This is a genomic window from Mesorhizobium sp. M0761 (genome assembly GCF_040320205.1).
GTDB lineage: Bacteria > Pseudomonadota > Alphaproteobacteria > Rhizobiales > Rhizobiaceae > Mesorhizobium.
In genome coordinates this window covers 229,663-251,968 of record NZ_JAMYPF010000008.1, presented here as the reverse complement: position 1 = coordinate 251,968, position 22,306 = coordinate 229,663, and the positions used below count along the sequence as shown (strand labels likewise).

The window sequence follows — 22,306 nt, the reverse complement described above, 5'->3', positions numbered from 1 at the left end:
ATGGCAAAGACCAGCTCAGTCGAGAAGAACAACAGGCGCCGCAAGCTTGCCGACCAGTACGGTCCCAAGCGCGCAGCGCTCAAGGCGATCATCATGGACCAGTCCAAGCCGATGGAAGAGCGTTTCCGCGCTCAGCTGAAGCTTGCTGCCCTGCCGCGCAACTCGGCCAAGATCCGCATCCGCAACCGCTGCGAAGTTACCGGCCGTCCGCGCGCCTATTATCGCAAGCTCAAAGTATCGCGCATCGCGCTTCGTGATCTCGGCAATAACGGCCAGATCCCGGGCCTGGTCAAGTCGAGCTGGTAAGGAGGACATAACATGTCATTGAGCGATCCTCTCGGCGATATGCTGACCCGCATCCGCAACGCGTATGGCCGTAAGAAGTCGAGCGTTTCGACGCCGGCCTCGCGCCTGCGTACCCGCGTCCTCGACGTGCTGAAGGCTGAAGGCTATATCCGCGACTACAGCCAGACCGACTTCGACAACGGCAAGTCCGAAATCGAAATCGAGCTGAAGTATTTCGACGGTGCTCCGGTCGTGCGCGAAATCGCCCGCGTCTCGAAGCCTGGCCGCCGCGTTTACGTCTCGGCCAAGTCGATCCCGCACGTCGCCAACGGCCTCGGCATCGCCATCCTTTCGACGCCGAAGGGCGTGATGGCCGATCACGAAGCACGCGAACAGAATGTCGGCGGCGAAATCCTCTGCCAGATTTTCTAATTCGGCAGACCTGAAACAAGAGAAGTGACGAGGACAACCAAATGTCTCGTATTGGAAAGAAACCCGTTTCGCTGCCGCAGGGCGTGACCGCGACCGTCAACGGCCAGACCGTGACGGCGAAGGGCCCCAAGGGCGAGCTGAAGTTCGTGGTGAACGACGAAGTGCTGGTCAAGATGGAAGGCAGCGAAATCGCTGTCCAGCCGCGCGACCAGACCAAGACCGCCCGCTCCAAGTGGGGCATGTCGCGCACGCAGATCGTCAACATCCTGCAGGGCGTCAAGGACGGTTTCGAGAAGAAGCTCGAGATTACCGGCGTCGGCTATCGCGCGGCACTCCAGGGCAAGAACCTGCAGCTGGCGCTTGGCTTCAGCCACGACGTCGTTTACGAGACGCCGGCCGGCATCACGATCACTGTGCCGAAGCCGACGGAAATCACCGTGACCGGCATCGACAAGCAGCAGGTCGGCCAGGTTGCAGCCGAGATCCGCGAGTATCGCGGTCCCGAGCCCTACAAGGGCAAGGGTGTCCGCTATGCCGGCGAGAAGATCGTCCGCAAGGAAGGCAAGAAGAAGTAGTAGGCCTGGCCCCGAAAAGTTGCAGACTCTTCGGAAAAGGCCAGGCCAAAGAAGTGCAACGCCGCGGGGAGCAGTCGCGGGAGGCGCTTTCGCCTACCGCACATGGCGGCCCCCGTTTTTTGAAGGCAAGGAAGACTATCATGGCTACCAAGGAATCCATCCAGCGCCGCGCGCAGCGCGTCCGCCGCCAGATCAAGAAGGTCGCCGGCGAACGTCCGCGTCTCTCGGTTCACCGCACGTCGAAGAACATCTACGTGCAGGTCATCGACGACGCCAAGGGCCATACCATCGCGGCTGCATCGACACTCGAGAAGGACCTCAAGGGTTCGCTCAAGACCGGCGCCGACACCGAGGCAGCAGCCGCTGTTGGCAAGCTGATCGCCGAGCGCGCTTCGAAGGCCGGCGTCAAGGAAGTCGTCTTCGACCGCGGCGCCTACATCTATCACGGCCGCGTCAAGGCGCTGGCCGAGGCTGCCCGTGAAGGCGGTCTGAGCTTCTAATTGCCTGTTCCGAACCGAAGGTCAGCGCAGCAAAAAGTTGCAGACTTTTCGGTCAAGATCATGCAAGGAAAAATAATTCGCCCCCGGTGACCCAAAGAGGCGCACCGGATCTTATCAGCAACCGTGCTTCCGGAAAAGAACAAGGAACAGGATATGGCACAGGAACGTAGGGATGGCGGCCGCGGCCGCGATCGTGAAGAACGCGATGACGGCATGGTGGACAAGCTCGTCCACATCAACCGCGTCGCCAAGGTCGTCAAGGGCGGCCGTCGCTTCGGTTTTGCAGCACTCGTCGTCGTCGGCGACCAGAAGGGCCGTGTCGGCTTCGGTCACGGCAAGGCGCGCGAAGTGCCGGAAGCGATCCGCAAGGCAACCGAGTCGGCCAAGCGCGACATGATTTTCGTGCCGCTGCGCTCGGGCCGCACGCTGCACCACGACGTCGAAGGACGCTGGGGCGCCGGACGCGTGCTGCTGCGCGCTGCCAAGCAGGGTACCGGCATCATCGCCGGCGGCCCGATGCGCGCTGTCTTCGAGACGCTCGGCATGCATGACGTGGTCGCCAAGTCGATGGGTTCGTCGAACCCCTACAACATGGTTCGTGCCACATTCGACGCGCTGAAGAGCCAGATGCATCCCAAGGATGTGGCTGCTGCGCGCGGCATCAAATATTCGACCCTTCAGGCCCGCCGCGGCACCGCCGTTGCGGCTGAAGAATAGTCGATCTGACCAGGGATTTTGACCATGGCCAAGAAAGCAACCAAGACCATCACCGTTGAGCAGATCGGTTCGCCGATCCGCCGCCCGAAGGAACAGCGCGCAACGCTGGTCGGCCTCGGCCTCAACAAGATGCACAAGCAGCGCACGCTGGAGGACACTCCCTCGGTGCGCGGCATGATCGCTGCCGTCCAGCATCTCGTCCGCGTCGTGGACGAGGGCTGAGCAAAAGCGCAGGAGAACCCAGATGAAACTCAACGATCTGCGTGACAAGGACGGCGCGACGCACTCCAAGAAGCGTCTCGGCCGTGGCATCGGCTCCGGCTCGGGCAAGACCGGCGGTCGCGGCGTCAAGGGCCAGAAGGCGCGCTCCGGCGTTGCCATCAACGGCTTCGAGGGCGGCCAGATGCCGCTCTATCGGCGCCTGCCGAAGCGTGGCTTCAATAACATCTTCGCCAAGAGCTTTGTCGTCGTGTCGCTGGCTCGTATCCAGACGGCGCTCGATGCCAAGAAGCTCGACGCCAAGGCGACCGTGACGGCCGAGGCACTCGTTGCCGCCGGCGTCATCCGCCGCGTCAAGGACGGCGTGCGCATCCTCTCGGACGGCGAGCTCAAGGCAAAGCTTGCCTTCGACGTCGCCGGCGCCTCCAAGGCCGCGATCGAGAAGATCGAAAAGGCCGGCGGTTCGGTCAAGCTGCCGGAAGCGGCAGCGGAGTAACGGCAATTTGAAGCGCGGTCGGCAGGAACGGTATCCGTTTTTGTTCACGATTGCGCTTTGATCCGATCAATTAGGCGGCCGCGTCAACGCGGCCGCTTGCATGTTTAGAGCCCGGAGCTTATCTCGTGAGCTTCGGTGCCACGCGCCGCCTGAGCTGCGGGCATCGAGCGTGACATACAAATCAAAGAAGTAGCGCATGACGTTGTCCGAAAACCGCTTCACACTTTTCGGCATCATGCTCTAGCGGAGAATCAGGCATGGCTTCGGCTGCTGAACAACTAGCCTCGAATCTGAATTTTGCGGCTTTCGCCAAGGCGGAGGACCTGAAGAAGCGAATCTGGTTCACCGTCGGCGCGCTGCTCGTCTATCGCCTCGGCACCTATATCCCGCTGCCCGGCATCAATCCGGATGCATTCGCGCAGGCCTTCTCTTCGCAGGCCAAGGGCGTGCTCGGCATGTTCAACATGTTCGCCGGCGGCGCCGTGCAGCGCATGGCGATCTTCGCGCTCGGCATCATGCCTTATATCTCAGCCTCCATCATCATGCAGCTGATGACCTCGGTCATTCCGTCGCTGGAAGCGCTGAAAAAGGAAGGCGAGCAGGGCCGCAAGGTCATCAACCAGTACACGCGCTACGGCACGGTACTCCTGGCGCTGGTGCAGGCCTACGGCATTTCAGTGGGCCTGGAAGGCGGCAACGGCATCGTCAACGATCCCGGCATGTTCTTCCGCATCTCGACCGTCGTCACGCTGGTTGGCGGCACCATGTTCCTGATGTGGCTGGGCGAGCAGATCACCGCCCGCGGCATCGGCAACGGCATTTCGCTGATCATTTTCTCCGGCATCGTCGCTGGCCTGCCGCGCGCCATCTCCGGCACGCTGGAGCTCGGCCGCACCGGCGCCCTATCGACCGGGCTGATACTCGCGATCATCGTGCTGGCCATCATCGTCATCGCGCTGATCGTGTTCTTCGAGCGCGCGCAGCGCCGCCTGCTGATCCAGTATCCGAAGCGCCAGGTCGGCAACCGCATGTTCCAGGGCGATACCTCGCATCTGCCGCTGAAGCTCAACACGTCGGGCGTCATTCCGCCGATCTTCGCGTCGTCGCTGCTTTTGCTGCCGGCAACGGTCGCTGGCTTCTCGCAGACGACAAACCTGCCGGCCTGGGCAAGCACCGTGCTCGCTTCGCTCGGCCACGGCCAGCCGCTCTACATGCTGTTCTATGCGGCAATGATCGTGTTCTTCGCCTTCTTCTACACGGCCATCGTGTTCAATCCGAAGGACACCGCCGACCAGCTCAAGAAGCATTCCGGCTTCATTCCGGGCTACCGTCCGGGTGAGCGCACCGCCGATTACATCGACTATGTCCTGACGCGCATCACCGTCGTCGGCGCCATCTATCTGGTGCTGGTGTGCCTGCTGCCCGAGTTCCTGATTTCGGCGACTGGCGTACCATTCTACCTCGGTGGCACATCGCTTCTGATCGTGGTCAGTGTAACCCTCGATACGGTGGCGCAGATCCAGGGTCACCTGATCGCGCACCAGTATGAGGGCCTGATCAAGAAGTCGAAGCTGCGCGGGGGGAAGAAGGCCAGATGAGATTGATATTGCTTGGGCCGCCAGGAGCGGGCAAGGGGACGCAAGCACAGAGACTGGTAGAAAAATACGGCATACCGCAGCTGTCGACGGGCGACATGCTGCGGGCGGCCGTGCAGGCCGGCACCGAAGTCGGCAAGCGCGCCAAGGCGGTGATGGATGCCGGCGAGCTGGTTTCCGACGCAATCGTCAACGCCATCGTGGCCGAGCGCATCGATCAGCCCGATTGCACCAACGGTTTCATCCTCGACGGATATCCGCGCACGCTGGTGCAGGCTGATGCGGTTGAATCGATGCTCGCCGAGCGCGGCATTGGCCTCGATGCCGTGATCGAGTTCGTCGTCGACGACAAAGCGCTGGTCGGCCGCATCGTCAAGCGCGCCGACGATGCCAAGGCCGCCGGACAGCCGGTGCGCAAGGACGACAATCCGGTGGTGTTCGAAGAGCGCCTGCGGGAATATTACAAGAAGACGGCGCCGCTGATCGGCTATTATTACGCCAAACGCTCGCTTAGGAGTGTCGACGGCATGGCTCCTGTCGACACCGTGACGGCGGAGATTGAAGCGCTGCTCGCGGCGGTGACGCGGGAGACCGTTACGGTAAAGTAAAGATTGCGCTTGACCGGAACGGTTCGCTGGGTTATGGCGGCCCGTCTTCCTATCAGGCATGAGGCTTGCTTGTCCGCAAGGGCAAGGCAGCCGCATTGAAACCAGGGAACTCCCGCAAGGGCCGGCCTCCACCGGACGCGGGGTAATTTGAACAGCGCCGCGCATGCCTTGTTTTGAAGGCCGGCCGGTCCCACATGGAGAAGAGAAGAATATGGCTCGTATAGCCGGCGTCAACATTCCGACCAACAAGCGCGTCGTCATTGCGCTTCAGTACATTCACGGCATTGGCAAGAAGTTCGCCCAGGAGATCGTCGACAAAGTCGGCATCCCGGCCGAGCGGCGCGTCAACCAGCTGACCGACGCGGAAGTGCTGCAGATCCGCGAGACCATCGACCGCGACTACCAGGTCGAAGGCGACCTGCGCCGCGAAGTGTCGATGAACATCAAGCGTCTCATGGACCTCGGCTGCTACCGCGGCCTGCGTCACCGCCGTTCGCTGCCGGTTCGCGGTCAGCGCACGCACACCAATGCACGCACCCGCAAGGGCCCGGCCAAGTCGATCGCCGGCAAGAAGAAGTAAGTGAGCGAATAGCGAGTAGCCATTAGCGAGTAGGGGTCCCCTATTCGCTGGTCCCTGCTCACTACTCGCTTTCAAAGGTGGAGCCGCTGGCATTACGGCGGTGTAGAGATCAACTGAAAGGACTATCATGGCCAAGGAAGCCGCTCGTGTTCGCCGTCGCGAACGCAAGAACATCTCGTCGGGCGTTGCCCACGTCAATTCGACCTTCAACAACACGATGATCACCATCACCGACGCGCAGGGCAATTCCATTGCCTGGTCGTCGGCCGGTGCCCAGGGCTTCAAGGGTTCGCGCAAGTCGACCCCGTTCGCCGCCCAGATGGCTGCCGAAGACGTCGCCAAGAAGGCCCAGGAACACGGCATGCGCATGCTCGAAGTCGAGGTCTGCGGACCCGGCTCCGGTCGTGAATCGGCGCTTCGCGCCCTGCAGGCGGCCGGCTTCACCATCACCTCGATCCGTGATGTGACGCCGATCCCGCACAATGGCTGCCGCCCGCGCAAGAAGCGCCGCGTCTAAGACATTACCGAACGCCGCGTGAGCGCCTCAAGGCGCTCCTCCACGGCACTCCAGGTCGCCCGCCACGATTGGATGGTGGCGGGTCAACGGAAGGAAAGCATCATGATCCAGAAAAATTGGCAGGAACTGATCAAGCCGAACAAGATCGAGTTCTCGTCGAAGAAGAAGACGCTGACCACGCTGGTCGCCGAGCCGCTCGAGCGTGGCTTCGGCCTGACGCTCGGCAACGCGCTGCGCCGCGTGCTTTTGTCTTCGCTGCGCGGTGCGGCTGTCACCGCCGTGCAGATCGACGGCGTTCTGCATGAATTCTCGTCGATTGCCGGCGTGCGTGAGGACGTGACCGACATCGTCCTCAACATCAAGGAAATCGCCATCCGCATGGAAGGCGATGGCCCCAAGCGCATGGTCGTTCGCAAGCAGGGCCCGGGAGCGGTTCTGGCTGGCGACATCCAGACGGTTGGCGACGTCGAGATCCTCAACCCCGACCACGTCATCTGCACGCTGGACGAGGGCGCTGAAATCCGCATGGAATTCACCGTCGACACCGGCAAGGGTTACGTGCCGGCCGACCGCAACCGCGCCGAAGACGCGCCGATCGGCCTGATCCCGGTCGACAGCCTGTATTCGCCGGTCAAGAAGGTCTCCTACAAGGTCGAAAATACCCGCGAGGGCCAGGTTCTCGACTATGACAAGCTGACCATGACCATCGAGACCGACGGTTCGATCTCGGGCGAGGACGCGGTGGCATTCGCTGCCCGCATCCTGCAGGACCAGCTTGGCCTGTTCGTCAATTTCGACGAGCCGCAGAAGGAAGTCGCCACCGAGGCCGTCACCGAGCTTGCCTTCAACCCGGCGCTGCTCAAGAAGGTCGACGAACTCGAGCTTTCGGTGCGTTCGGCCAACTGCCTGAAGAACGACAACATCGTCTACATCGGCGATCTCATCCAGAAGACCGAAGCCGAGATGCTGCGCACCCCGAACTTCGGCCGCAAGTCGCTGAACGAGATCAAAGAAGTGCTCGCGGCGATGGGCCTGCACCTCGGCATGGAAGTGCCGGACTGGCCGCCGGAAAACATCGAAGACCTCGCCAAGCGTTACGAAGACCAATATTGAGCATGAAGTCCAAGGATCGGCGGCGTGGGCCGCTCGATCCGACGGTCATGCGGAAAACCATCAGAGGCCGTGGCCTCTTGAACAACTGAAGGAAAAGAGCCATGCGCCACGGTTTTAAAGGCCGCCGCTTCGCCCGAAGCATTAGCCATCGCAAGTCGATGTTCGCCAACCTCGCCGTGTCGCTGCTCGAACATGAGCAGATCGTCACCACCCTGCCGAAGGCGAAGGATTTGCGTCCAATCGTCGAGAAGCTGGTGACGCTCGGCAAGCGCGGCGACTTGCATGCGCGCCGCCAGGTCATTGCCCAGATCGGCAATGAAGGCGTCGTCAAGCGTTTGTTCGACACGATTGCGCCGCGCTACGCCGACCGCAACGGCGGCTATCTGCGCATCATGAAGGCGGGCTTCCGCCACGGCGACAATGCCGCCATGGCGGTCATCGAGTTCGTCGACCGCGACACCGACGCCAAGGGCGCCGGCGACCGCGCCCGCCTCGAAGCCGAAGGCGCCAACGAGGAAGCCACTGCCGCATAAGGCTCGGTTTTCGCAAATGACTTTCAAGGGGCCTTCGGGCCCCTTTTTGCATTGTCGCAAGGGCATGCTTCGCCGGGCTTTTTTTGCCTGCCGGCCAAGTGCTTTTGCACGACAATCGCCGCATTTCAGTGCATTAGCCTTTCATTTTGCACAATCGTCGGGACAATGCCCCCGAACTTGCCTTGGAGGATTCGCGAATGCGCGCCAACCGACTGTCTCTTGTTCTGCTCTTCGCCATGATGGCGTTCGCAGCCGCGCCGACAGTCAGGCAGGCTCTGGCCGAGGACGCCGCCAAGCCAGCCGATCCGGGGCTCTCCGATGTGCTGACCGATCTCTTGCATGGCGTCGAGGGCGAGAACGGCACCTCCGGTCCCGACAAGCGCGTGCCGTTCGGCCGTGAAGAGGTGCAGCTGTCGTTTGCCCCCCTGGTCAAGCAGACGGCGCCGGCCGTGGTCAATGTCTATGCCTCGCAGACGGCGAAGGTCACGTCGCCCTTTGACGGCGATCCTTTCTTCGAGGAATTCTTCGGCCGCGCACAGCCGCGCGCGCAATCCTCGCTCGGCTCGGGCGTGTTGGTCGACCCGAGCGGCGTCGTCGTCACCAATTTCCACGTGATCAAGGATGCCGACGAGGTCAAGGTCGCGACCGCGGACGGGCGCGAATTCACCTCGAAGGTCATGCTCAAGGACGAGACGCTTGACCTCGCCGTGCTCAAGATCACCTCAGACAAGCCGTTTCCGGTGATCGCCATCGGCGATTCCGACGCCCTCGAGGTCGGCGACCTGGTGCTGGCCATCGGCAATCCGTTCGGCGTCGGCCAGACCACCACCAGCGGCATCGTTTCGGCGCTTGCCCGCAGCCATATCGGCGTTTCGGATTCGGGCTATTTCATCCAGACCGACGCCGCCATCAATCCCGGCAATTCCGGCGGCGCGCTGATCAACATGGGCGGCCAGCTGGTCGGCATCAACACCGCCATCTACAGCCGCAGCGGCGGCTCGATCGGCATCGGTTTTGCCATTCCGGCCAACATGGTGCGCGCCTTCGCCGACGCGGCCAAGGCCGGGCTCGATTTTTTCGAGCGGCCTTATATAGGCGCCGAGTTCGAAGCGGTCACACCGCAGATCGCCGAATCGCTTGGCATGGATAAGCCGACCGGCGCGCTGGTGTCGTCGGTTGAGGAAGCCGGACCGGCGGCCAAGGCAGGGCTGAAGCCCGGCGATGTCGTGCTGCAGCTCAATGGCACGACGGTCGAAGGCATCGAGGCGCTGGATTACCGCATGGCGACCCTGTCGATCGGCACCAAGGCGACCTTCGCCATCCTGAGCAAGGGCCAGCAGGCGACGATGGAGATTGCACTGGAGCGCGCGCCGGAAGGCGCCAAGGCGTCGGAAGTGACCCTGCATGGCCGCAGCCCGTTCTCCGGCGCCAAGGTCGCGGAACTGTCGCCCAGGCTCGCCCAGCGGCTCGGCCTGCGCACCGACCTCAAGGGGGTCACCGTGGTCGACATCAACCGCGATTCGCCGGCCGCCGATTTCGGCTTCCAGCCGGGCGACATCGTGCGCGAGGTGAACGGCACGACGGTCGATACGGCGGCGACACTGGCGCAGCTTGCCCAGCAGGATACACGCTGGTGGCGCTTTACCGTCGAGCGCGGCGGGCAGATACTGCGCCAGGTGTTGCGTTACTGAGGCGATCTTCCCATTTCTGAGGATCGTGCTCCAACCAGAAGACCTAGATGGCCGATCTGTTCAGCGTCGATGAACCGGAAAGAGCGCCGCCCGGCCGGCCTTTGGCCGATCGGCTGCGCCCGAAAAACCTTGGCGAGGTCGTCGGCCAGGAGCATCTGACCGGCCCCGACGGCGCACTGACGCGGCTCATCAACTCCGGTTCGCTCGGCTCAATGATTTTCTGGGGGCCACCCGGCACCGGCAAGACCACCGTGGCGCGGCTGCTGGCCGGCGAGACCAGCCTTGCCTTCGAGCAGATCTCAGCGGTGTTTTCCGGCGTTGCCGATTTGAAGAAAGTGTTCGAGGCGGCAAAGCTGCGTCGCACCAATGGCCGCCAGACGCTGCTGTTCGTCGACGAGATCCATCGCTTCAACCGCGCCCAGCAGGATTCGTTTCTCCCGGTCATGGAGGACGGCACCGTCGTGCTGGTTGGCGCCACGACCGAAAATCCGTCCTTCGAGCTGAACGCCGCGCTTTTGTCGCGCGCGCGGGTACTGGTCTTTCACTCGCTGGGCGAGGAGAGCATCGCCAAGCTGATGACGCGCGCGGAGGAGACAGAGGGCAGGGCGCTGCCGCTCGACGAAGAGGCGCGGGCGATGCTCATCCGCATGAGCGATGGTGACGGCCGGGCCTCGCTGACGCTGGCCGAGGAAGTCTGGCGCGCCGCCAAACCCGGCGAGGTTTTTGATCCCGAAGGGTTGCAGCGCATCGTCCAGCGCCGCGCGCCGATTTACGACAAGGGCCAGGACGGCCACTACAATCTGATCTCGGCGCTGCACAAATCGGTGCGCGGGTCCGATCCCGACGCGGCGCTCTACTATCTCGCCCGCATGTTCGACGCCGGCGAGGATCCGCTCTATCTCGGCCGCCGGCTGGTGCGCATGGCGATGGAGGATATCGGGCTCGCCGACCCGCAGGCGCTGGTCGTGGCCAACGCCGCCAAGGACGCATACGACTACCTCGGCTCGCCCGAAGGCGAACTGGCCTTCGCCGAGGCCACCGTCTATCTCGCCACCGCGCCCAAATCCAACGCCGTCTATACCGCCTTCAAGGCAGCCACGCGGGCGGCGAAGGAGTTCGGTTCGCTGCTGCCGCCCAAGCACATCCTCAACGCGCCGACCAAGCTGATGAAAGAGGAGGATTACGGCGCCGGCTACCGCTACGATCACGACCAGCCCGATGCCTTTTCCGGCCAGGACTATTTCCCCGAAAAGATGGGCCGGCAGACCTTTTACGATCCGCCCGAACGCGGCTTCGAGCGCGATATCAAGAAACGGCTGGACTATTGGGCAAAGCTGCGCAGCGAGCGGGAAAAATAGGCGCGCGGGACAAACGGGACGAACTCGGCCTGCCCGCGATGAACTGAAATTCTGTCCCCGCCGGTCACAGCAGTGTGATTGTACCGCATGACAAAAAGCCCTATCACGTCGCATGACTCGGCCGGGAGGCTGCCAGGACGGGCGATAATTCGGAACGGGGACAGCGCGCCGCGCGAACAGAAAATGACAAAATCCCTTCGCAAAATGCTTCGCCAGGCTGTGATTGCTGTCCCGCTGCTCGCGCTCGGATTCTATTTCATTCCGATCCTGACCACGATCTGGATCGTCTGCGGCCTGATCGATGTGCTGCGCAACGCCAACAAGGATCTGTCGCTGTTGCGCGGCTATTTCCTCGGCAATGGCATCTTCACCTGGCTGCTGTCGCCCTTCAATCTGCTGGTGGACCTCGTTTGCTACAGGAACCCGGGCGTGTGGAAGCTGGAGCAGTTTCCCGCCGATTATCAGCGCGAGGTCAACGAGGTTCTTGACGTCTTCAAGGCGCGCAAGGACGAGATCATCGCCGATATCGACGCCAATTTCGGCACCGGTCGTCGCGGCATGTATGTCTATCAGTGGTACGGCAAGCACCGGATCGACAATGTCGCGGAATTCAACAAGGATTTCAAATACATCAAGACCATTGCCGTGTCTGTCTTCAGAGGCAAGGAATCGACTTCCTGGCATTTCGGACCGCTTCGGCTCAGCCTGCGCATCCTCTACAATCTCTTGCCGGTGAAGGCAGAGGTTTTCGTCGAATGCAACGGCGCCAGGAATTACTGGCACGACAACCCGCTCTATATTTTCGACGACACGCTGCTGCACCGCTCGGTCAACGAGTATGACGGACGCCGCTACTGCGTGTTCATGGACATAATCCGCCCGTCGCCGTTCCCCGGCTTCATCGCCGGACTTCTCGCCATCGTTTCGGTCACCGTCGAGCGCATCAATTCCATGTTCTACAAGAACTGGAAGATGATCGGCTCGAGCAAGGCAAAGAAGGTCGAGACGACCTGAGGCGTTAGGGATTGACCGCACTGCCTTGGCCGGGCAGTAAACGGGCATGTTCAATCTGCTTCTTGTTGTGGTCGGCGGCGGCATCGGCGCCGGCATCCGCCAGCTGACCAACATCGGCGTCTTGCGCCTCGTCGGCCCCAACTACCCCTGGGGGACAATGGCGATCAACATCCTCGGCTCCTTTGTTATGGGGCTGTTCGTCGCCGCGCTGATGCGGCGCGGCGATTCCAATGAGCTCCGGCTGTTCGTCGCCACCGGCATCCTTGGCGGCTTCACCACCTTCTCCGCCTTTTCGCTCGATTTCGCGACCCTATGGGAGCGCGGAGCGACGCTGCCGGCGTTGGGATATGCGCTTGCCAGTGTCGTTGGCGCCATTATCGCCCTGTTTCTGGGACTTTGGCTCGCAAGAACCGTTTCATAGTGTTATTGCCCGGCCTAGAGCACGGCGCATCCTCCTGGACGCGCTGCAGAAACTTTGATCTTGCGCATGATCCTTTCCGAAAGCCGGAGTAGATTTTCGGGGTCACGCGTTGAAACGGATAAAGCGAAAATCATGGCAGGCGTAGAACAGATCACGGTGGAGGCCGGCGAGGCGGGCATGCGGCTCGATCGCTGGTTCAAGACCCATTTCCCCGGCCTCGGCTTTGGCCATCTGCAGAAGTTGCTGCGCTCGGGCCAGATCCGCGTCGATGGCGGCCGGGTCAAGGCCGACAGCCGTGTCGAGCCCGGCCAGGTGGTGCGTGTGCCGCCGCTCGAGGTCGACAAGAAGGGCGAGAGTGCGCTTACGGGTTACTCGATCCGCAACCAGGGCGACGCCGATGTGCTGGCCAAGATGCTGATCCACGAAGATCCAAAAGTCTTCGTCTTCAACAAGCCGGCGGGCCTGGCGGTGCAAGGCGGCTCGGGCGTCACCCGCAATGTCGACGACATGCTGGAGGCCTGGCGCAGCCAGAAGGGCGAGAAGCCGCGCCTGGTGCACCGGCTCGACCGCGACACATCGGGCGTGCTGGTGGTTGCCCGCACCAGGCTTGCAGCGATGAAGCTTTCCGAGTCATTCAGGGCGCGTGAGACCAAGAAGACCTATTGGGCGCTGGTCAAAGGTGTCCCGCCCAAGCGCGAGGACAAGATCTCGACCTGGCTGATCAAGGAACCGACCGAGGACGGCGACCGCGTGCGCGTGGCAGCCCATGGCGAAAAGGGCGCCGACCACGCCGTGTCCTACTATCGCATCATCGAGCAGGCGGCTCAGACGATGACCTGGCTGGAAATGGAGCCGTACACTGGCCGCACCCACCAGCTGCGCGTTCATGCCGCCTATATCGGCTGCCCGATCCTCGGCGACCCCAAATATTTCGAGGCCGACACCAACTGGGACTTTCCGGGCGGCATTCAAAACCGCCTGCATCTGCATGCGCGCCGCATCGTCATTCCGCACCCGGACAAGGGCGTCATCGACGTCACCGCGCCGATGCCGCCGCATATGCGCCAGAGCTGGAACCTGATCGGCTTCGACGACGCCAGCGCGGAGGACTGACATTGGCCGTTGCCTCGGCATTGGATCGCCGCGATGCGGTCGATCTGGCGGCTGCTTCCATCATGGTCGGGCTGACCTTTTCCTGGGGGCTGAACTACGTCGCCGCCAAGATCTCCTATGCCGGCTTCGATCCGGTTTTCGTCTCGATCGCACGTTCGATCATTGGCGGGCTCTGTGTGCTCGGCTGGTGCTGGCTGCGCGGCATCAGGCTGTTTAAGGCCGACGGGTCGCTTGTCGCCGGCATCATCGTCGGCGTGCTGTTCGGCGTCGAGTTCCTGTGCCTCTATATCGGGCTGGAATACACGACCGTTGCCCGCAACACACTGCTGGTCAACACCATGCCGTTCTGGGTCCTGATCGGCGGCCATTTCCTGCTCGGTGAGCGTATCAACGCGCGCAAGCTTGGCGGGCTCGTGCTTGCCTTCTGCGGCCTTGTGGCGGTGTTTTCCGACGGGATTGCCGGCGGCACCGACGTGACCTTGATGGGCGATCTGCTCAGCCTCGGCTCTGGCATCCTGTGGGCGGCGACCAGTATCGTCATCAAGCGTTCGAAACTGGTCGAGACCAGTGCCGAGAAATTGCTGCTTTATCAGCTGGCCGGTGCGGCCATTGTCGGTGTCCTGGTTCTGCCTTTCGCCGGCCCGCCGATCCGCGCGGTCAGTGCCTTGCCGACATTGGCGCTGCTGTTCCAGTCGCTCTATATAGTTGCCTTCACCTATGTGCTGTGGTTCTGGCTGCTCAGGCGCTATCCGGCATCGGGCCTGTCGAGCTTCGCTTTCCTGTCGCCGGTGTTCGGCGTCCTCTGCGGCGCTATCATTCTTGGCGAGGCGCCAACGACCAGGATCTTTGTGGCGCTTGGGCTGATCGCAGTCGGCCTGATCATCGTCAACCGGCCGGCGCGCAAGCAGGTACCTGGATAGAAAGTTCGACCATGCGTGACATCCTCAACGACCTCGAAGCGGGAAAGCATCTGTCCGATCCGGATCCGGTCCGCCGCGCCCAGATCCAGATGAAGACGCACCTGCCGAAGCGCTTCTACAAGGACGTGTCGGTCGCAGCTGTGGAGGACGGTTTTGCCGTCCACCTCGATGGCAAGCCGGTGCGCACGCCGGGCAAGGCGCTGCTGGCGCTGCCGACCGAAAAGGCCGCCGCCCTGGTCGCCAATGAGTTCGCTGCACAGGGCGAGACCATCGACCCGGTCACGATGCCGGTGCTGCGTCTGGTCAACACCGCCATCGACGGCGTCGCCAGCGACCCGCAGGCGGTGCTGGAGGACGTCTTGCGCTTCGCCTCGTCCGATCTGACCTGCTACCGCGCCGACGCGCCGCAGGGGCTGGTCGAGCGGCAGAACCAGCATTGGGATCCGGTGATCGACTGGGCGAGGGCGACATTAGGGGCTCGGTTCAACCTCGCCGAGGGCATCATCCATGTCGAGCAGCCGCGCGAAAGCCTCGCCGTCCTCGGCGCCCATCTTGCCCAGCGTGCCGAGCCGCTGCGGCTGGCTGCAATCCATGTCATGACTTCGCTGACCGGGTCGGCGCTGCTGGCGCTGGCGGTCGATTACGGCGCGCTCGACGGCGACGCGGCCTGGGCCGCCGGCCATGTCGACGAGGACTGGCAGGTCGAGCACTGGGGCCAGGACGCCGAGGCTGTCGCACGCCGCTCGGCCCGCAAACGCGACATGATGGCGGCCGTCGGCCTGCTCGACGCGCTGAAGACCTGATCCTCGGCCTTTTGCCGCACTGCACCTAATACCAAAGTCATAAATCCAAGGTCTGTCTGCCTCCGGCGGTCGCTTTCTGTCATTTTTTACGCCGATGGCTGGTTCGAGTCGCGTTCAGAGGGAACGCCGACGATGACGCCCAGCCTCGAGGACAGACGGGATTTCACGGGAGGACAGTTCAATGGCATTGGCATCGACCGCCGGCGGAGCCAGCCGCGGCATGACACGAGAGGAGAAGAAGGTCATCTTCGCCTCCTCGCTGGGCGCGGTTTTCGAATGGTATGATTTCTATCTCTACGGAGCGTTGGCCGGCGCGATCGGCTTGACCTTCTTCAACTCGTTTCCCGAAAGCACCCGCTACATCTTCACGCTGCTGGTCTTCGCCGCCGGCTTCATCGTGCGCCCGTTCGGCGCGCTGGTGTTCGGCCGCATCGGCGATCTCGTCGGCCGCAAATACACATTCCTTGTCACCATCATGATCATGGGTCTGTCGACTTTCCTTGTCGGCCTGCTTCCGGGCTCAGAGACACTGGGCATTCTGGCGCCGATCCTGTTGATCGCGCTGCGCATGCTGCAGGGCCTGGCGCTTGGCGGTGAGTACGGCGGCGCCGCGACCTATGTCGCGGAACATGCGCCGGATGACCGGCGCGGCTTCTACACGTCATGGATCCAGACAACGGCGACGCTCGGCCTGTTCCTGTCGCTGATTGTCATCCTGCTGGTGCAGAATTCTGTAAGCAAGGACGCCTTCAACGCCTGGGGATGGCGCATTCCTTTCCTGGTCTCGGCCATCCTGCTCGGCATTTCGGTCTGGATCCGGCTGTCGCTTTCGGAATCGCCGACCTTCCTGCGCATGAAGGAAGAGGGCAAGAGTTCCAAGGCGCCGCTGTCGGAAGCCTTCGGCCAGTGGAAAAACGCCAAGATCGCCATCCTGGCGCTGTTCGGCCTCACCGCCGGTCAGGCCGTGGTCTGGTACAATGGTCAGTTCTACGCACTGTTCTTCCTGGCCAATGTGCTCAAGGTCGACGCGCAGTCGGTGAACATCATGATCGCCATTGCGCTGGCACTCGGTACGGGCTTCTTCGTCTTCTTCGGCTGGCTGTCCGACAAGATCGGCCGCAAGCCGATCATCATGGCCGGCCTTGCGCTGGCGGTCGTCACCACCTTCCCGCTGTTCAAGGCGTTGACCTGGGCCGCCAATCCGGCGCTCGCCACCGCACAGCAGAACACGCGCGCCACGGTGACGGCGGCTCCGGGAGACTGCAACTTCCAGTTCAATCCGACCGGAACACGCGTACCGGTGAGTTCGTGCGATATCGCGACCGATTTCCTTGCCAAGAACTCGGTGCCTTACGACATCGTCTCGACGGCGGCGGCGGGGACCCCGGCGAGTGTCATGATCGGCAGCGAAACCGTGGCGTCTTATGATGCCAAGGCCGCGGGCGACAAGAAGGCTGCCAGCGACGCTGCCTTCAAGAAGGGTATCAACCTCGCGCTTCAGAGTGGCGGTTATCCGCTGAAGCGTGCTGCCGCCAAGGTTGCCGACCAGAAGCTTGACGCCTTTGTCGCGGCCAATCCTGAACTGAAGCTCGACGCGGCAGCCATCCGCGCCGGCGAAAAGACTGCGGTCCCGACCGAACAGGCGATCAAGGACAAGGTGCTGACCAAGGACGAAGCCGCGGGCGCCACCGAGGTGACCGTCTACAGCGTTCCGGCAGCGGGCGCGTTCGCGATGTTTGCCGACCCCGCACAGGTCAACTGGGCCAAGGTCATCGGCATCCTGTTCATCCTGGTCCTCTACGTGACCATGGTCTATGGGCCGATCGCGGCGATCCTGGTCGAGATGTTCCCGACCCGCATCCGCTACAGCGGCATGTCACTGCCCTATCACATTGGCAATGGCTGGTTCGGCGGGCTGCTGCCCGCGATCGTGTTCGCGTTCAGCGCCTACAAGGGCGATATCTACTATGGCCTTTGGTATCCGGTGGTGATCGCGGCGGTGACGCTGATCATCGGCATGATCTTCGTCAGGGATACGCTCGGCACCGACCTGCATACCAAGCAGTAGCCGACGGCCCTGTATCAAACAAAAAACCCGGCGCGAGCGATCGCGCCGGGTTTTTGATTTGTGGGCCTGTTCGATCTATCAGCGCGGAAGACGCCTAGCTCTTGCGAGGCTGTTCGGCCTCCGCAATGGCGGCCTCATGATACCAGGCCTCGCCATGGGCAAGCGGGTGATCGCGCAGCGAAGCAAGCTCTGCCGCAAACTTGGCCTTTACGCCTAAATTTGAGGCACCCGCACGCGCTGCCACCGGGAACATCAGGATTTTGGCCGACGGACGGGCTGAGGTGATTTCCATGGTCGGTCTCCTTTCTTCTGGAGAGGCTCTTCGATTCATCTTTCCATCAAGGTAGGTCCTGCAATCCTTTTAGGCAAGATGCCTAAAGAAAGATCGGCATTTGCCTGTTATTTAAGCAAATTCTGCCTTTGATTGATCCGGGCGCATTGCTTAGGCGGCTTGCCATCACCGGCGGGATGAAAGGGCATTTTTGCCGCACCCTGACCAACTGAAGTGGCACACGATTTGCATTTTATCGACCGGCAGCTGGGCTGCTGGATGGCTCGGCGCGCCGGCGTCATCCAGGTTCGGTGATCAAGCAATGAGAGGCTCTAGAATGACGAAATACAAGCTCGAGTATATCTGGCTCGATGGTTACACGCCGGTCCCCAATCTTCGCGGCAAGACCCAGATCAAGGAGTTCGCCGAGTTCCCGACGCTCGAGCAGCTGCCGCTGTGGGGCTTCGACGGTTCTTCGACGCAGCAGGCCGAAGGCCACAGCTCCGACTGCGTGCTGAAGCCGGTCGCCGTATTCCCGGACCCGGCCCGCAGCAATGGCGTGCTGGTGATGTGCGAAGTGATGATGCCAGATGGCGTGACGCCGCATGTGTCCAACAAGCGCGCCACCATCCTCGACGACGAGGGCGCCTGGTTCGGCTTCGAGCAGGAGTATTTCTTCTACAAGGACGGCCGTCCGCTCGGCTTCCCCGAGAGCGGCTATCCGGCGCCGCAGGGCCCGTACTACACCGGCGTCGGCTATTCGAATGTCGGCCCGATCGCGCGCCAGATCGTCGAGGAGCATCTCGACCTTTGCCTCGCAGCAGGCATCAACCATGAAGGCATCAACGCCGAAGTGGCCAAGGGCCAGTGGGAATTCCAGATTTTCGGCAAGGGCTCCAAGAAGGCCGCCGACCAGATGTGGATGGCCCGTTATCTCTTGCAGCGCCTGACCGAAAAATACGAGATCGACATCGAGTATCACTGCAAGCCGCTTGGCGACACCGACTGGAACGGTTCGGGCATGCACGCCAACTTCTCGACCGCCTATATGCGCGAAGTCGGCGGCAAGGCCTATTTCGAAGCGCTGATGGCTCAATTCGACAAGAACCTGATGGACCACATCGCCGTCTACGGCCCGGACAATGACAAGCGCCTGACCGGCAAGCATGAGACCGCGCCGTGGAACCGCTTCAGCTACGGCATCGCCGACCGCGGCGCCTCGATCCGCGTGCCGCATTCCTTCGTCAACAATGACTACAAGGGCTACCTGGAAGACCGCCGCCCGAACTCGCAGGGCGACCCCTACCAGATCGCTTCGCAGATCCTGAAGACCATCGCGGAGGTTTCGACCAGCGCCCAGGTTTCGGCGGCCGCCTAAGCATCTATAGCGGCGCAGGCTTCGTAAGCCTGCGCCGTAGCCTGCTGCTACCACGTCTACGGTCTGCTATTGGTCAAACAAAAACCCCGGCGTCTGAACTGACGCCGGGGTTTTTCCTTGTCGCTGAGGCTTATCGTTCAGACCGAATAGTACATGTCGTATTCGACCGGATGCGGGGTCATTTCGAAGCGCATCACTTCGGCCATCTTGAGCTCGATGTAGGAGTCGATCTGGTCGTCGTCGAAGACGCCGCCGGCTTTCAGGAAGCCGCGGTCCTTGTCCAAGCTTTGCAGCGCTTCGCGCAGCGAACCGCAGACGGTCGGGATCTTCTTCAGTTCCTTCGGCGGCAGGTCGTAGAGATCCTTGTCCATCGGCTGTCCCGGGTGGATCTTGTTCTTGATGCCGTCGAGGCCGGCCATGAGCATGGCGGCGAAAGCGAGGTAGGGGTTCGCGCCCGGATCGGGGAAACGGACCTCGACGCGCTTGGCTTTCGGCGACGAGCCGAACGGAATGCGGCAGGAGGCCGAACGGTTGCGCGCGGAGTAGGCGAGCAGAACCGGGGCTTCATAGCCAGGCACAAGGCGCTTGTAGGAGTTGGTCAGCGGGTTGGTGAAGGCGTTGATCGCCTTCGCGTGCTTGATGATGCCGCCGATGTAGAACAGGCACGACTCCGACAGGCCGGCATATTCATTGCCGGCGAAGGTCGGCTTGCCGTTCTTCCAGATCGACTGGTGGACATGCATGCCCGAGCCGTTGTCGCCGAAAATCGGCTTCGGCATGAAGGTGGCCGTCTTGCCATAGGCGTTGGCGACCTGGTGCACGACATATTTGTAGATCAGCATCTTGTCGGCGTTGCGGACCAGCGTGTCGAACTTGATGCCGAGCTCGTGCTGGGCAGCGGCAACCTCGTGATGGTGCTTTTCGACGCGCACGCCCATTTCGGCGAGCACGGTCAGCATTTCGGAGCGCATGTCCTGCGCGCTGTCGATCGGCGGCACAGGGAAGTAGCCGCCCTTGACGCGCGGGCGGTGGCCGAGATTGCCGGTCTCGTAGTCGGTGTCGTCGTTGGACGGCAGTTCGGTCGAGTCCAGCTTGAACCCGGTGTTGTAGGGATCGGCCTTGTACTTGACGTCGTCGAAGACGAAGAACTCGGCTTCGGGGCCGACATAGATGGTGTCGCCGATGCCTTCGGCCTTCATGTAGGCCTCGGCCTTCTTGGCGGTGCCGCGCGGATCGCGGTTGTAGGATTCGCCGGAGACCGGATCGAGAATGTCGCACAGGATGACCATGGTCGACTGGGCGAAGAACGGATCCATGTGGACGGTGTCCGCATCGGGCATCAGCACCATGTCGGACTCGTTGATCGCCTTCCAGCCGGCGATCGAGGAGCCGTCGAACATGACGCCGTCGGCGAACATGTCTTCCTCGACCTCGATGACATCCATCGTCACGTGCTGCAGCTTGCCCTTCGGATCGGTGAAGCGCAGGTCGACGAATTTCACGTCGTTGTCCTTGATCTGCTTCATGATGTCTTTGGCTGTCGTCATGTCGTTTCTTCCCTGTGTGATGACGTTTCGAGGAGACGTTAATCTGAAATCAGAAAGCTCAGACGGCGTCCATCCCCGTTTCGCCGGTACGGATGCGAACGACCTCCTCGATGTTGGAGACGAAGATCTTGCCGTCGCCGATGCGGCCGGTCTGCGCCGCCTTGCGGATGGCTTCGATGGCGCCTTCAACGGCGTCGTCGCCCAGCACGACTTCGATCTTCACCTTGGGCAGGAAGTCGACGACATATTCGGCGCCGCGATAGAGTTCGGTATGGCCTTTCTGGCGGCCAAAGCCCTTGGCCTCGGTCACGGTAATGCCTTGCAGACCGGCCTCCTGAAGCGCTTCCTTCACTTCGTCTAGCTTGAACGGCTTGATGATCGCTTCGATCTTTTTCATGTAAAAAGTGGCCTCCACTGCCAAAAAAACGGGTTGTGCGCCCCGCTTGCGCCTCCATCAAGCACGAACTGTGCCAATTTCAGCCCACGCGAAGCGGTTTCGCGCAATTCCAATGCCGCGCCGCGCCGGGATGCACATTCGCGTCATCCTCTGCTTCGGCTGCGGCAAAGCTGCCCGAAGCCTACACATTGCCGCTTCGGGCGTCTGCACGATAATTAGGCAGATTGCGCATTTTGCAGGCCCGCGCGGATCCGTGCAGTTGGGCGGCCTGGCAGATTTGACCCATCATTCCCGGTGTGGGCATATCCGCGTCAACGACGCAGTGAAAGGTGGACGAATGAAGGGTGTATTTGGGCGCGGGCAGTCTTCACGTGGCTCTGCCGGCTCCGGTGGCGGTTCGACTGGTGGCGGACCGCCGCGGGCCGTGGATTTTCCATGGCGTGACAAATCTGACAGCGCCGCCTGCAACTTTGCATTCGGACATTTGCGCGACAATCTTCCGCAGCTTTTGGCGGTGAATGGACGCATCCATGCCGAGACCATCGTTTCGGCTGCGGGAGCGATTGCCGGCTTTGCCGCGCAGTGCGCTCTGCTCAGCGGCCGCACACCCGAGCTAGACATCGTGACGACCAAGGACGGGTCGCGTTTCCTGTTCGGCGAGCCGCTGAACGAGATGCTCTTTGCCCGCGACGACAAGAAGGCTCCGGAGCGGCTCTGGAACCTCGCTGCCGGAACGGCGATCAACAACGGCCTGCCGCCGAATGGTATGCCTTCGCTCGAGGCCATGTTCGCCCATGTCTCGCAGACGCTGGGCGGCCCACTGGAGGGGCTGCCGTCGGTCGGCAAAAATCATCATCCGCATTTCCCGGTCAGGAAATTGCTTGGATTTGCATGGCCAATGGCGGTGACGTGTCTGACCGGCCGTCTGCCGAATGCGACAATTGTCTATGGCGAGGCCGACGTGACCAATTGGCCGGCCATCACCGCCAATGTGGCGGCATTGATTCTCGGTCAGGCCAAGGATTTGCTCGACCCGAAGCTCGGTCTCACCATCGTCATGGAATCGGCGATCTATGCCTCAAAGCTCGATCCCGGCCTCGTGTCCGGTCGAACTCCCGACGCTGCCACGCAAGGCGGATGAACCGAAGGACGTAC

26 protein-coding genes are annotated in these 22,306 nt (G+C 62.0%); 23 read left to right on the top strand and 3 right to left on the bottom strand.

From position 1 onward, the window contains the following. The 21 genes from rpsN to NKI32_RS16165 all read left to right on the top strand — a co-directional run bounded on the left by rpsN (position 1) and on the right by NKI32_RS16165 (position 17,558). Positions 1–306: a 30S ribosomal protein S14 gene (rpsN, locus tag NKI32_RS16265; protein WP_010909282.1), complete on the top strand. Its 306-nt coding sequence runs from the start codon at positions 1–3 to the stop codon at positions 304–306. A 12-nt stretch (positions 307–318) separates the two neighbouring features. Continuing rightward, positions 319–717, top strand: a complete 399-nt coding sequence (rpsH, locus tag NKI32_RS16260; protein ID WP_006205453.1) for a 30S ribosomal protein S8 — start codon at positions 319–321, stop codon at positions 715–717. Between the two features lie 41 nt (positions 718–758). Then, the gene (gene rplF / locus NKI32_RS16255; RefSeq protein ID WP_023682603.1) at positions 759–1,292 is read left to right on the top strand and encodes a 50S ribosomal protein L6; all 534 of its coding nucleotides are present in this window, start codon (positions 759–761) and stop codon (positions 1,290–1,292) included. Positions 1,293–1,432: 140 nt separating this feature from the next. Then, positions 1,433–1,792 carry a 50S ribosomal protein L18 gene (gene rplR, locus NKI32_RS16250; protein WP_023682602.1) on the top strand — a complete coding sequence of 120 codons (360 nt, stop codon included), beginning with the start codon at positions 1,433–1,435 and terminating at the stop codon, positions 1,790–1,792. 153 nt (positions 1,793–1,945) lie between these two features. Further along, positions 1,946–2,509, top strand: coding sequence for a 30S ribosomal protein S5 (gene rpsE / locus NKI32_RS16245; protein ID WP_006333394.1), 564 nt, complete (start codon positions 1,946–1,948; stop codon positions 2,507–2,509). A 24-nt stretch (positions 2,510–2,533) separates the two neighbouring features. Then, entirely contained in the window at positions 2,534–2,731 is a 198-nt protein-coding gene (gene rpmD / locus NKI32_RS16240) for a 50S ribosomal protein L30 (protein ID WP_006205449.1), read from the top strand. Between the two features lie 22 nt (positions 2,732–2,753). Further along, a complete protein-coding gene (gene rplO, locus NKI32_RS16235) occupies positions 2,754–3,224 on the top strand; it encodes a 50S ribosomal protein L15 (RefSeq protein ID WP_023672760.1) in 471 nt (156 codons plus the stop codon). Positions 3,225–3,481: 257 nt separating this feature from the next. Further along, the gene (gene secY, locus NKI32_RS16230; protein ID WP_023672761.1) at positions 3,482–4,822 is read left to right on the top strand and encodes a preprotein translocase subunit SecY; all 1,341 of its coding nucleotides are present in this window, start codon (positions 3,482–3,484) and stop codon (positions 4,820–4,822) included. After that, on the top strand, positions 4,819–5,427 hold the full coding sequence (locus NKI32_RS16225; protein ID WP_023701778.1) for an adenylate kinase: 609 nt from the start codon (positions 4,819–4,821) through the stop codon (positions 5,425–5,427). Before secY ends, NKI32_RS16225 begins: the two co-directional genes overlap by 4 nt. Positions 5,428–5,638: 211 nt before the next feature. Further along, on the top strand, positions 5,639–6,007 hold the full coding sequence (rpsM, locus tag NKI32_RS16220) for a 30S ribosomal protein S13 (RefSeq protein WP_006205445.1): 369 nt from the start codon (positions 5,639–5,641) through the stop codon (positions 6,005–6,007). A 127-nt stretch (positions 6,008–6,134) separates the two neighbouring features. Next, positions 6,135–6,524, top strand: coding sequence for a 30S ribosomal protein S11 (gene rpsK, locus NKI32_RS16215; RefSeq protein ID WP_006205444.1), 390 nt, complete (start codon positions 6,135–6,137; stop codon positions 6,522–6,524). 102 nt (positions 6,525–6,626) lie between these two features. Next, positions 6,627–7,637, top strand: coding sequence for a DNA-directed RNA polymerase subunit alpha (locus NKI32_RS16210; RefSeq protein ID WP_023682599.1), 1,011 nt, complete (start codon positions 6,627–6,629; stop codon positions 7,635–7,637). Between the two features lie 101 nt (positions 7,638–7,738). Beyond that, positions 7,739–8,170 carry a 50S ribosomal protein L17 gene (rplQ, locus tag NKI32_RS16205; RefSeq protein WP_023691248.1) on the top strand — a complete coding sequence of 144 codons (432 nt, stop codon included), beginning with the start codon at positions 7,739–7,741 and terminating at the stop codon, positions 8,168–8,170. Between the two features lie 197 nt (positions 8,171–8,367). After that, positions 8,368–9,861 carry a DegQ family serine endoprotease gene (locus NKI32_RS16200; protein ID WP_023734056.1) on the top strand — a complete coding sequence of 498 codons (1,494 nt, stop codon included), beginning with the start codon at positions 8,368–8,370 and terminating at the stop codon, positions 9,859–9,861. Between the two features lie 47 nt (positions 9,862–9,908). Further along, positions 9,909–11,219, top strand: coding sequence for a replication-associated recombination protein A (locus tag NKI32_RS16195; RefSeq protein WP_023730668.1), 1,311 nt, complete (start codon positions 9,909–9,911; stop codon positions 11,217–11,219). Positions 11,220–11,402: 183 nt separating this feature from the next. Continuing rightward, entirely contained in the window at positions 11,403–12,233 is an 831-nt protein-coding gene (locus NKI32_RS16190; protein WP_023701775.1) for an aspartyl/asparaginyl beta-hydroxylase domain-containing protein, read from the top strand. A 46-nt stretch (positions 12,234–12,279) separates the two neighbouring features. Further along, complete coding sequence (gene crcB, locus NKI32_RS16185) at positions 12,280–12,654, top strand: fluoride efflux transporter CrcB (RefSeq protein WP_353002994.1); 375 nt, start codon at positions 12,280–12,282, stop codon at positions 12,652–12,654. A 132-nt stretch (positions 12,655–12,786) separates the two neighbouring features. After that, positions 12,787–13,767 (top strand): RluA family pseudouridine synthase, encoded by a 981-nt coding sequence (locus NKI32_RS16180; RefSeq protein ID WP_023672769.1) that lies wholly within the window; start codon positions 12,787–12,789, stop codon positions 13,765–13,767. Positions 13,768–13,829: 62 nt separating this feature from the next. Beyond that, entirely contained in the window at positions 13,830–14,687 is an 858-nt protein-coding gene (locus NKI32_RS16175; RefSeq protein ID WP_081727411.1) for a DMT family transporter, read from the top strand. An 11-nt stretch (positions 14,688–14,698) separates the two neighbouring features. Then, the gene (locus NKI32_RS16170) at positions 14,699–15,490 is read left to right on the top strand and encodes an ATP12 family chaperone protein (RefSeq protein ID WP_353002993.1); all 792 of its coding nucleotides are present in this window, start codon (positions 14,699–14,701) and stop codon (positions 15,488–15,490) included. A gap of 181 nt (positions 15,491–15,671) precedes the next feature. Next, the gene (locus tag NKI32_RS16165; protein WP_023701772.1) at positions 15,672–17,558 is read left to right on the top strand and encodes an MFS transporter; all 1,887 of its coding nucleotides are present in this window, start codon (positions 15,672–15,674) and stop codon (positions 17,556–17,558) included. Positions 17,559–17,652: 94 nt separating this feature from the next. On the opposite strand, the gene NKI32_RS16160 is transcribed toward NKI32_RS16165, so the two are convergent. Continuing rightward, positions 17,653–17,850, bottom strand: a complete 198-nt coding sequence (locus NKI32_RS16160; protein WP_023682589.1) for a DUF2735 domain-containing protein — start codon at positions 17,848–17,850, stop codon at positions 17,653–17,655. A gap of 316 nt (positions 17,851–18,166) precedes the next feature. Here NKI32_RS16160 and NKI32_RS16155 point away from each other — a divergent pair, with 316 nt between their 5' ends. Beyond that, positions 18,167–19,207: a glutamine synthetase beta-grasp domain-containing protein gene (locus NKI32_RS16155; protein WP_023691256.1), complete on the top strand. Its 1,041-nt coding sequence runs from the start codon at positions 18,167–18,169 to the stop codon at positions 19,205–19,207. A 137-nt stretch (positions 19,208–19,344) separates the two neighbouring features. On the opposite strand, the gene glnA is transcribed toward NKI32_RS16155, so the two are convergent. Further along, positions 19,345–20,754, bottom strand: coding sequence for a type I glutamate--ammonia ligase (gene glnA / locus NKI32_RS16150; protein ID WP_023672775.1), 1,410 nt, complete (start codon positions 20,752–20,754; stop codon positions 19,345–19,347). 58 nt (positions 20,755–20,812) lie between these two features. Next, a complete protein-coding gene (locus NKI32_RS16145; protein ID WP_006205430.1) occupies positions 20,813–21,151 on the bottom strand; it encodes a P-II family nitrogen regulator in 339 nt (112 codons plus the stop codon). Positions 21,152–21,158: 7 nt separating this feature from the next. Between NKI32_RS16145 and NKI32_RS16140 the strand changes: the two genes are divergently transcribed. Then, positions 21,159–22,292: a hypothetical protein gene (locus NKI32_RS16140; RefSeq protein WP_353002992.1), complete on the top strand. Its 1,134-nt coding sequence runs from the start codon at positions 21,159–21,161 to the stop codon at positions 22,290–22,292. The last annotated feature ends 14 nt before the right edge of the window (positions 22,293–22,306 follow it).

Excerpts from the sequence above, each read along its gene's own strand:
- rpsN (WP_010909282.1), top strand. The coding sequence starts at position 1 with ATGGCAAAGACCAGCTCAGTCGAGAAGAACAACAGGCGCCGCAAGCTT.
- rpsH (WP_006205453.1), top strand. The coding sequence starts at position 319 with ATGTCATTGAGCGATCCTCTCGGCGATATGCTGACCCGCATCCGCAAC.
- rplF (WP_023682603.1), top strand. The coding sequence starts at position 759 with ATGTCTCGTATTGGAAAGAAACCCGTTTCGCTGCCGCAGGGCGTGACC.
- rplR (WP_023682602.1), top strand. The coding sequence starts at position 1,433 with ATGGCTACCAAGGAATCCATCCAGCGCCGCGCGCAGCGCGTCCGCCGC.
- rpsE (WP_006333394.1), top strand. The coding sequence starts at position 1,946 with ATGGCACAGGAACGTAGGGATGGCGGCCGCGGCCGCGATCGTGAAGAA.
- rpmD (WP_006205449.1), top strand. The coding sequence starts at position 2,534 with ATGGCCAAGAAAGCAACCAAGACCATCACCGTTGAGCAGATCGGTTCG.
- rplO (WP_023672760.1), top strand. The coding sequence starts at position 2,754 with ATGAAACTCAACGATCTGCGTGACAAGGACGGCGCGACGCACTCCAAG.
- secY (WP_023672761.1), top strand. The coding sequence starts at position 3,482 with ATGGCTTCGGCTGCTGAACAACTAGCCTCGAATCTGAATTTTGCGGCT.
- NKI32_RS16225 (WP_023701778.1), top strand. The coding sequence starts at position 4,819 with ATGAGATTGATATTGCTTGGGCCGCCAGGAGCGGGCAAGGGGACGCAA.
- rpsM (WP_006205445.1), top strand. The coding sequence starts at position 5,639 with ATGGCTCGTATAGCCGGCGTCAACATTCCGACCAACAAGCGCGTCGTC.
- rpsK (WP_006205444.1), top strand. The coding sequence starts at position 6,135 with ATGGCCAAGGAAGCCGCTCGTGTTCGCCGTCGCGAACGCAAGAACATC.
- NKI32_RS16210 (WP_023682599.1), top strand. The coding sequence starts at position 6,627 with ATGATCCAGAAAAATTGGCAGGAACTGATCAAGCCGAACAAGATCGAG.
- rplQ (WP_023691248.1), top strand. The coding sequence starts at position 7,739 with ATGCGCCACGGTTTTAAAGGCCGCCGCTTCGCCCGAAGCATTAGCCAT.
- NKI32_RS16200 (WP_023734056.1), top strand. The coding sequence starts at position 8,368 with ATGCGCGCCAACCGACTGTCTCTTGTTCTGCTCTTCGCCATGATGGCG.
- NKI32_RS16195 (WP_023730668.1), top strand. The coding sequence starts at position 9,909 with ATGGCCGATCTGTTCAGCGTCGATGAACCGGAAAGAGCGCCGCCCGGC.
- NKI32_RS16190 (WP_023701775.1), top strand. The coding sequence starts at position 11,403 with ATGACAAAATCCCTTCGCAAAATGCTTCGCCAGGCTGTGATTGCTGTC.
- crcB (WP_353002994.1), top strand. The coding sequence starts at position 12,280 with ATGTTCAATCTGCTTCTTGTTGTGGTCGGCGGCGGCATCGGCGCCGGC.
- NKI32_RS16180 (WP_023672769.1), top strand. The coding sequence starts at position 12,787 with ATGGCAGGCGTAGAACAGATCACGGTGGAGGCCGGCGAGGCGGGCATG.
- NKI32_RS16175 (WP_081727411.1), top strand. The coding sequence starts at position 13,830 with ATGGTCGGGCTGACCTTTTCCTGGGGGCTGAACTACGTCGCCGCCAAG.
- NKI32_RS16170 (WP_353002993.1), top strand. The coding sequence starts at position 14,699 with ATGCGTGACATCCTCAACGACCTCGAAGCGGGAAAGCATCTGTCCGAT.
- NKI32_RS16165 (WP_023701772.1), top strand. The coding sequence starts at position 15,672 with ATGGCATTGGCATCGACCGCCGGCGGAGCCAGCCGCGGCATGACACGA.
- NKI32_RS16160 (WP_023682589.1), bottom strand. The coding sequence starts at position 17,850 with ATGGAAATCACCTCAGCCCGTCCGTCGGCCAAAATCCTGATGTTCCCG.
- NKI32_RS16155 (WP_023691256.1), top strand. The coding sequence starts at position 18,167 with ATGACGAAATACAAGCTCGAGTATATCTGGCTCGATGGTTACACGCCG.
- glnA (WP_023672775.1), bottom strand. The coding sequence starts at position 20,754 with ATGACGACAGCCAAAGACATCATGAAGCAGATCAAGGACAACGACGTG.
- NKI32_RS16145 (WP_006205430.1), bottom strand. The coding sequence starts at position 21,151 with ATGAAAAAGATCGAAGCGATCATCAAGCCGTTCAAGCTAGACGAAGTG.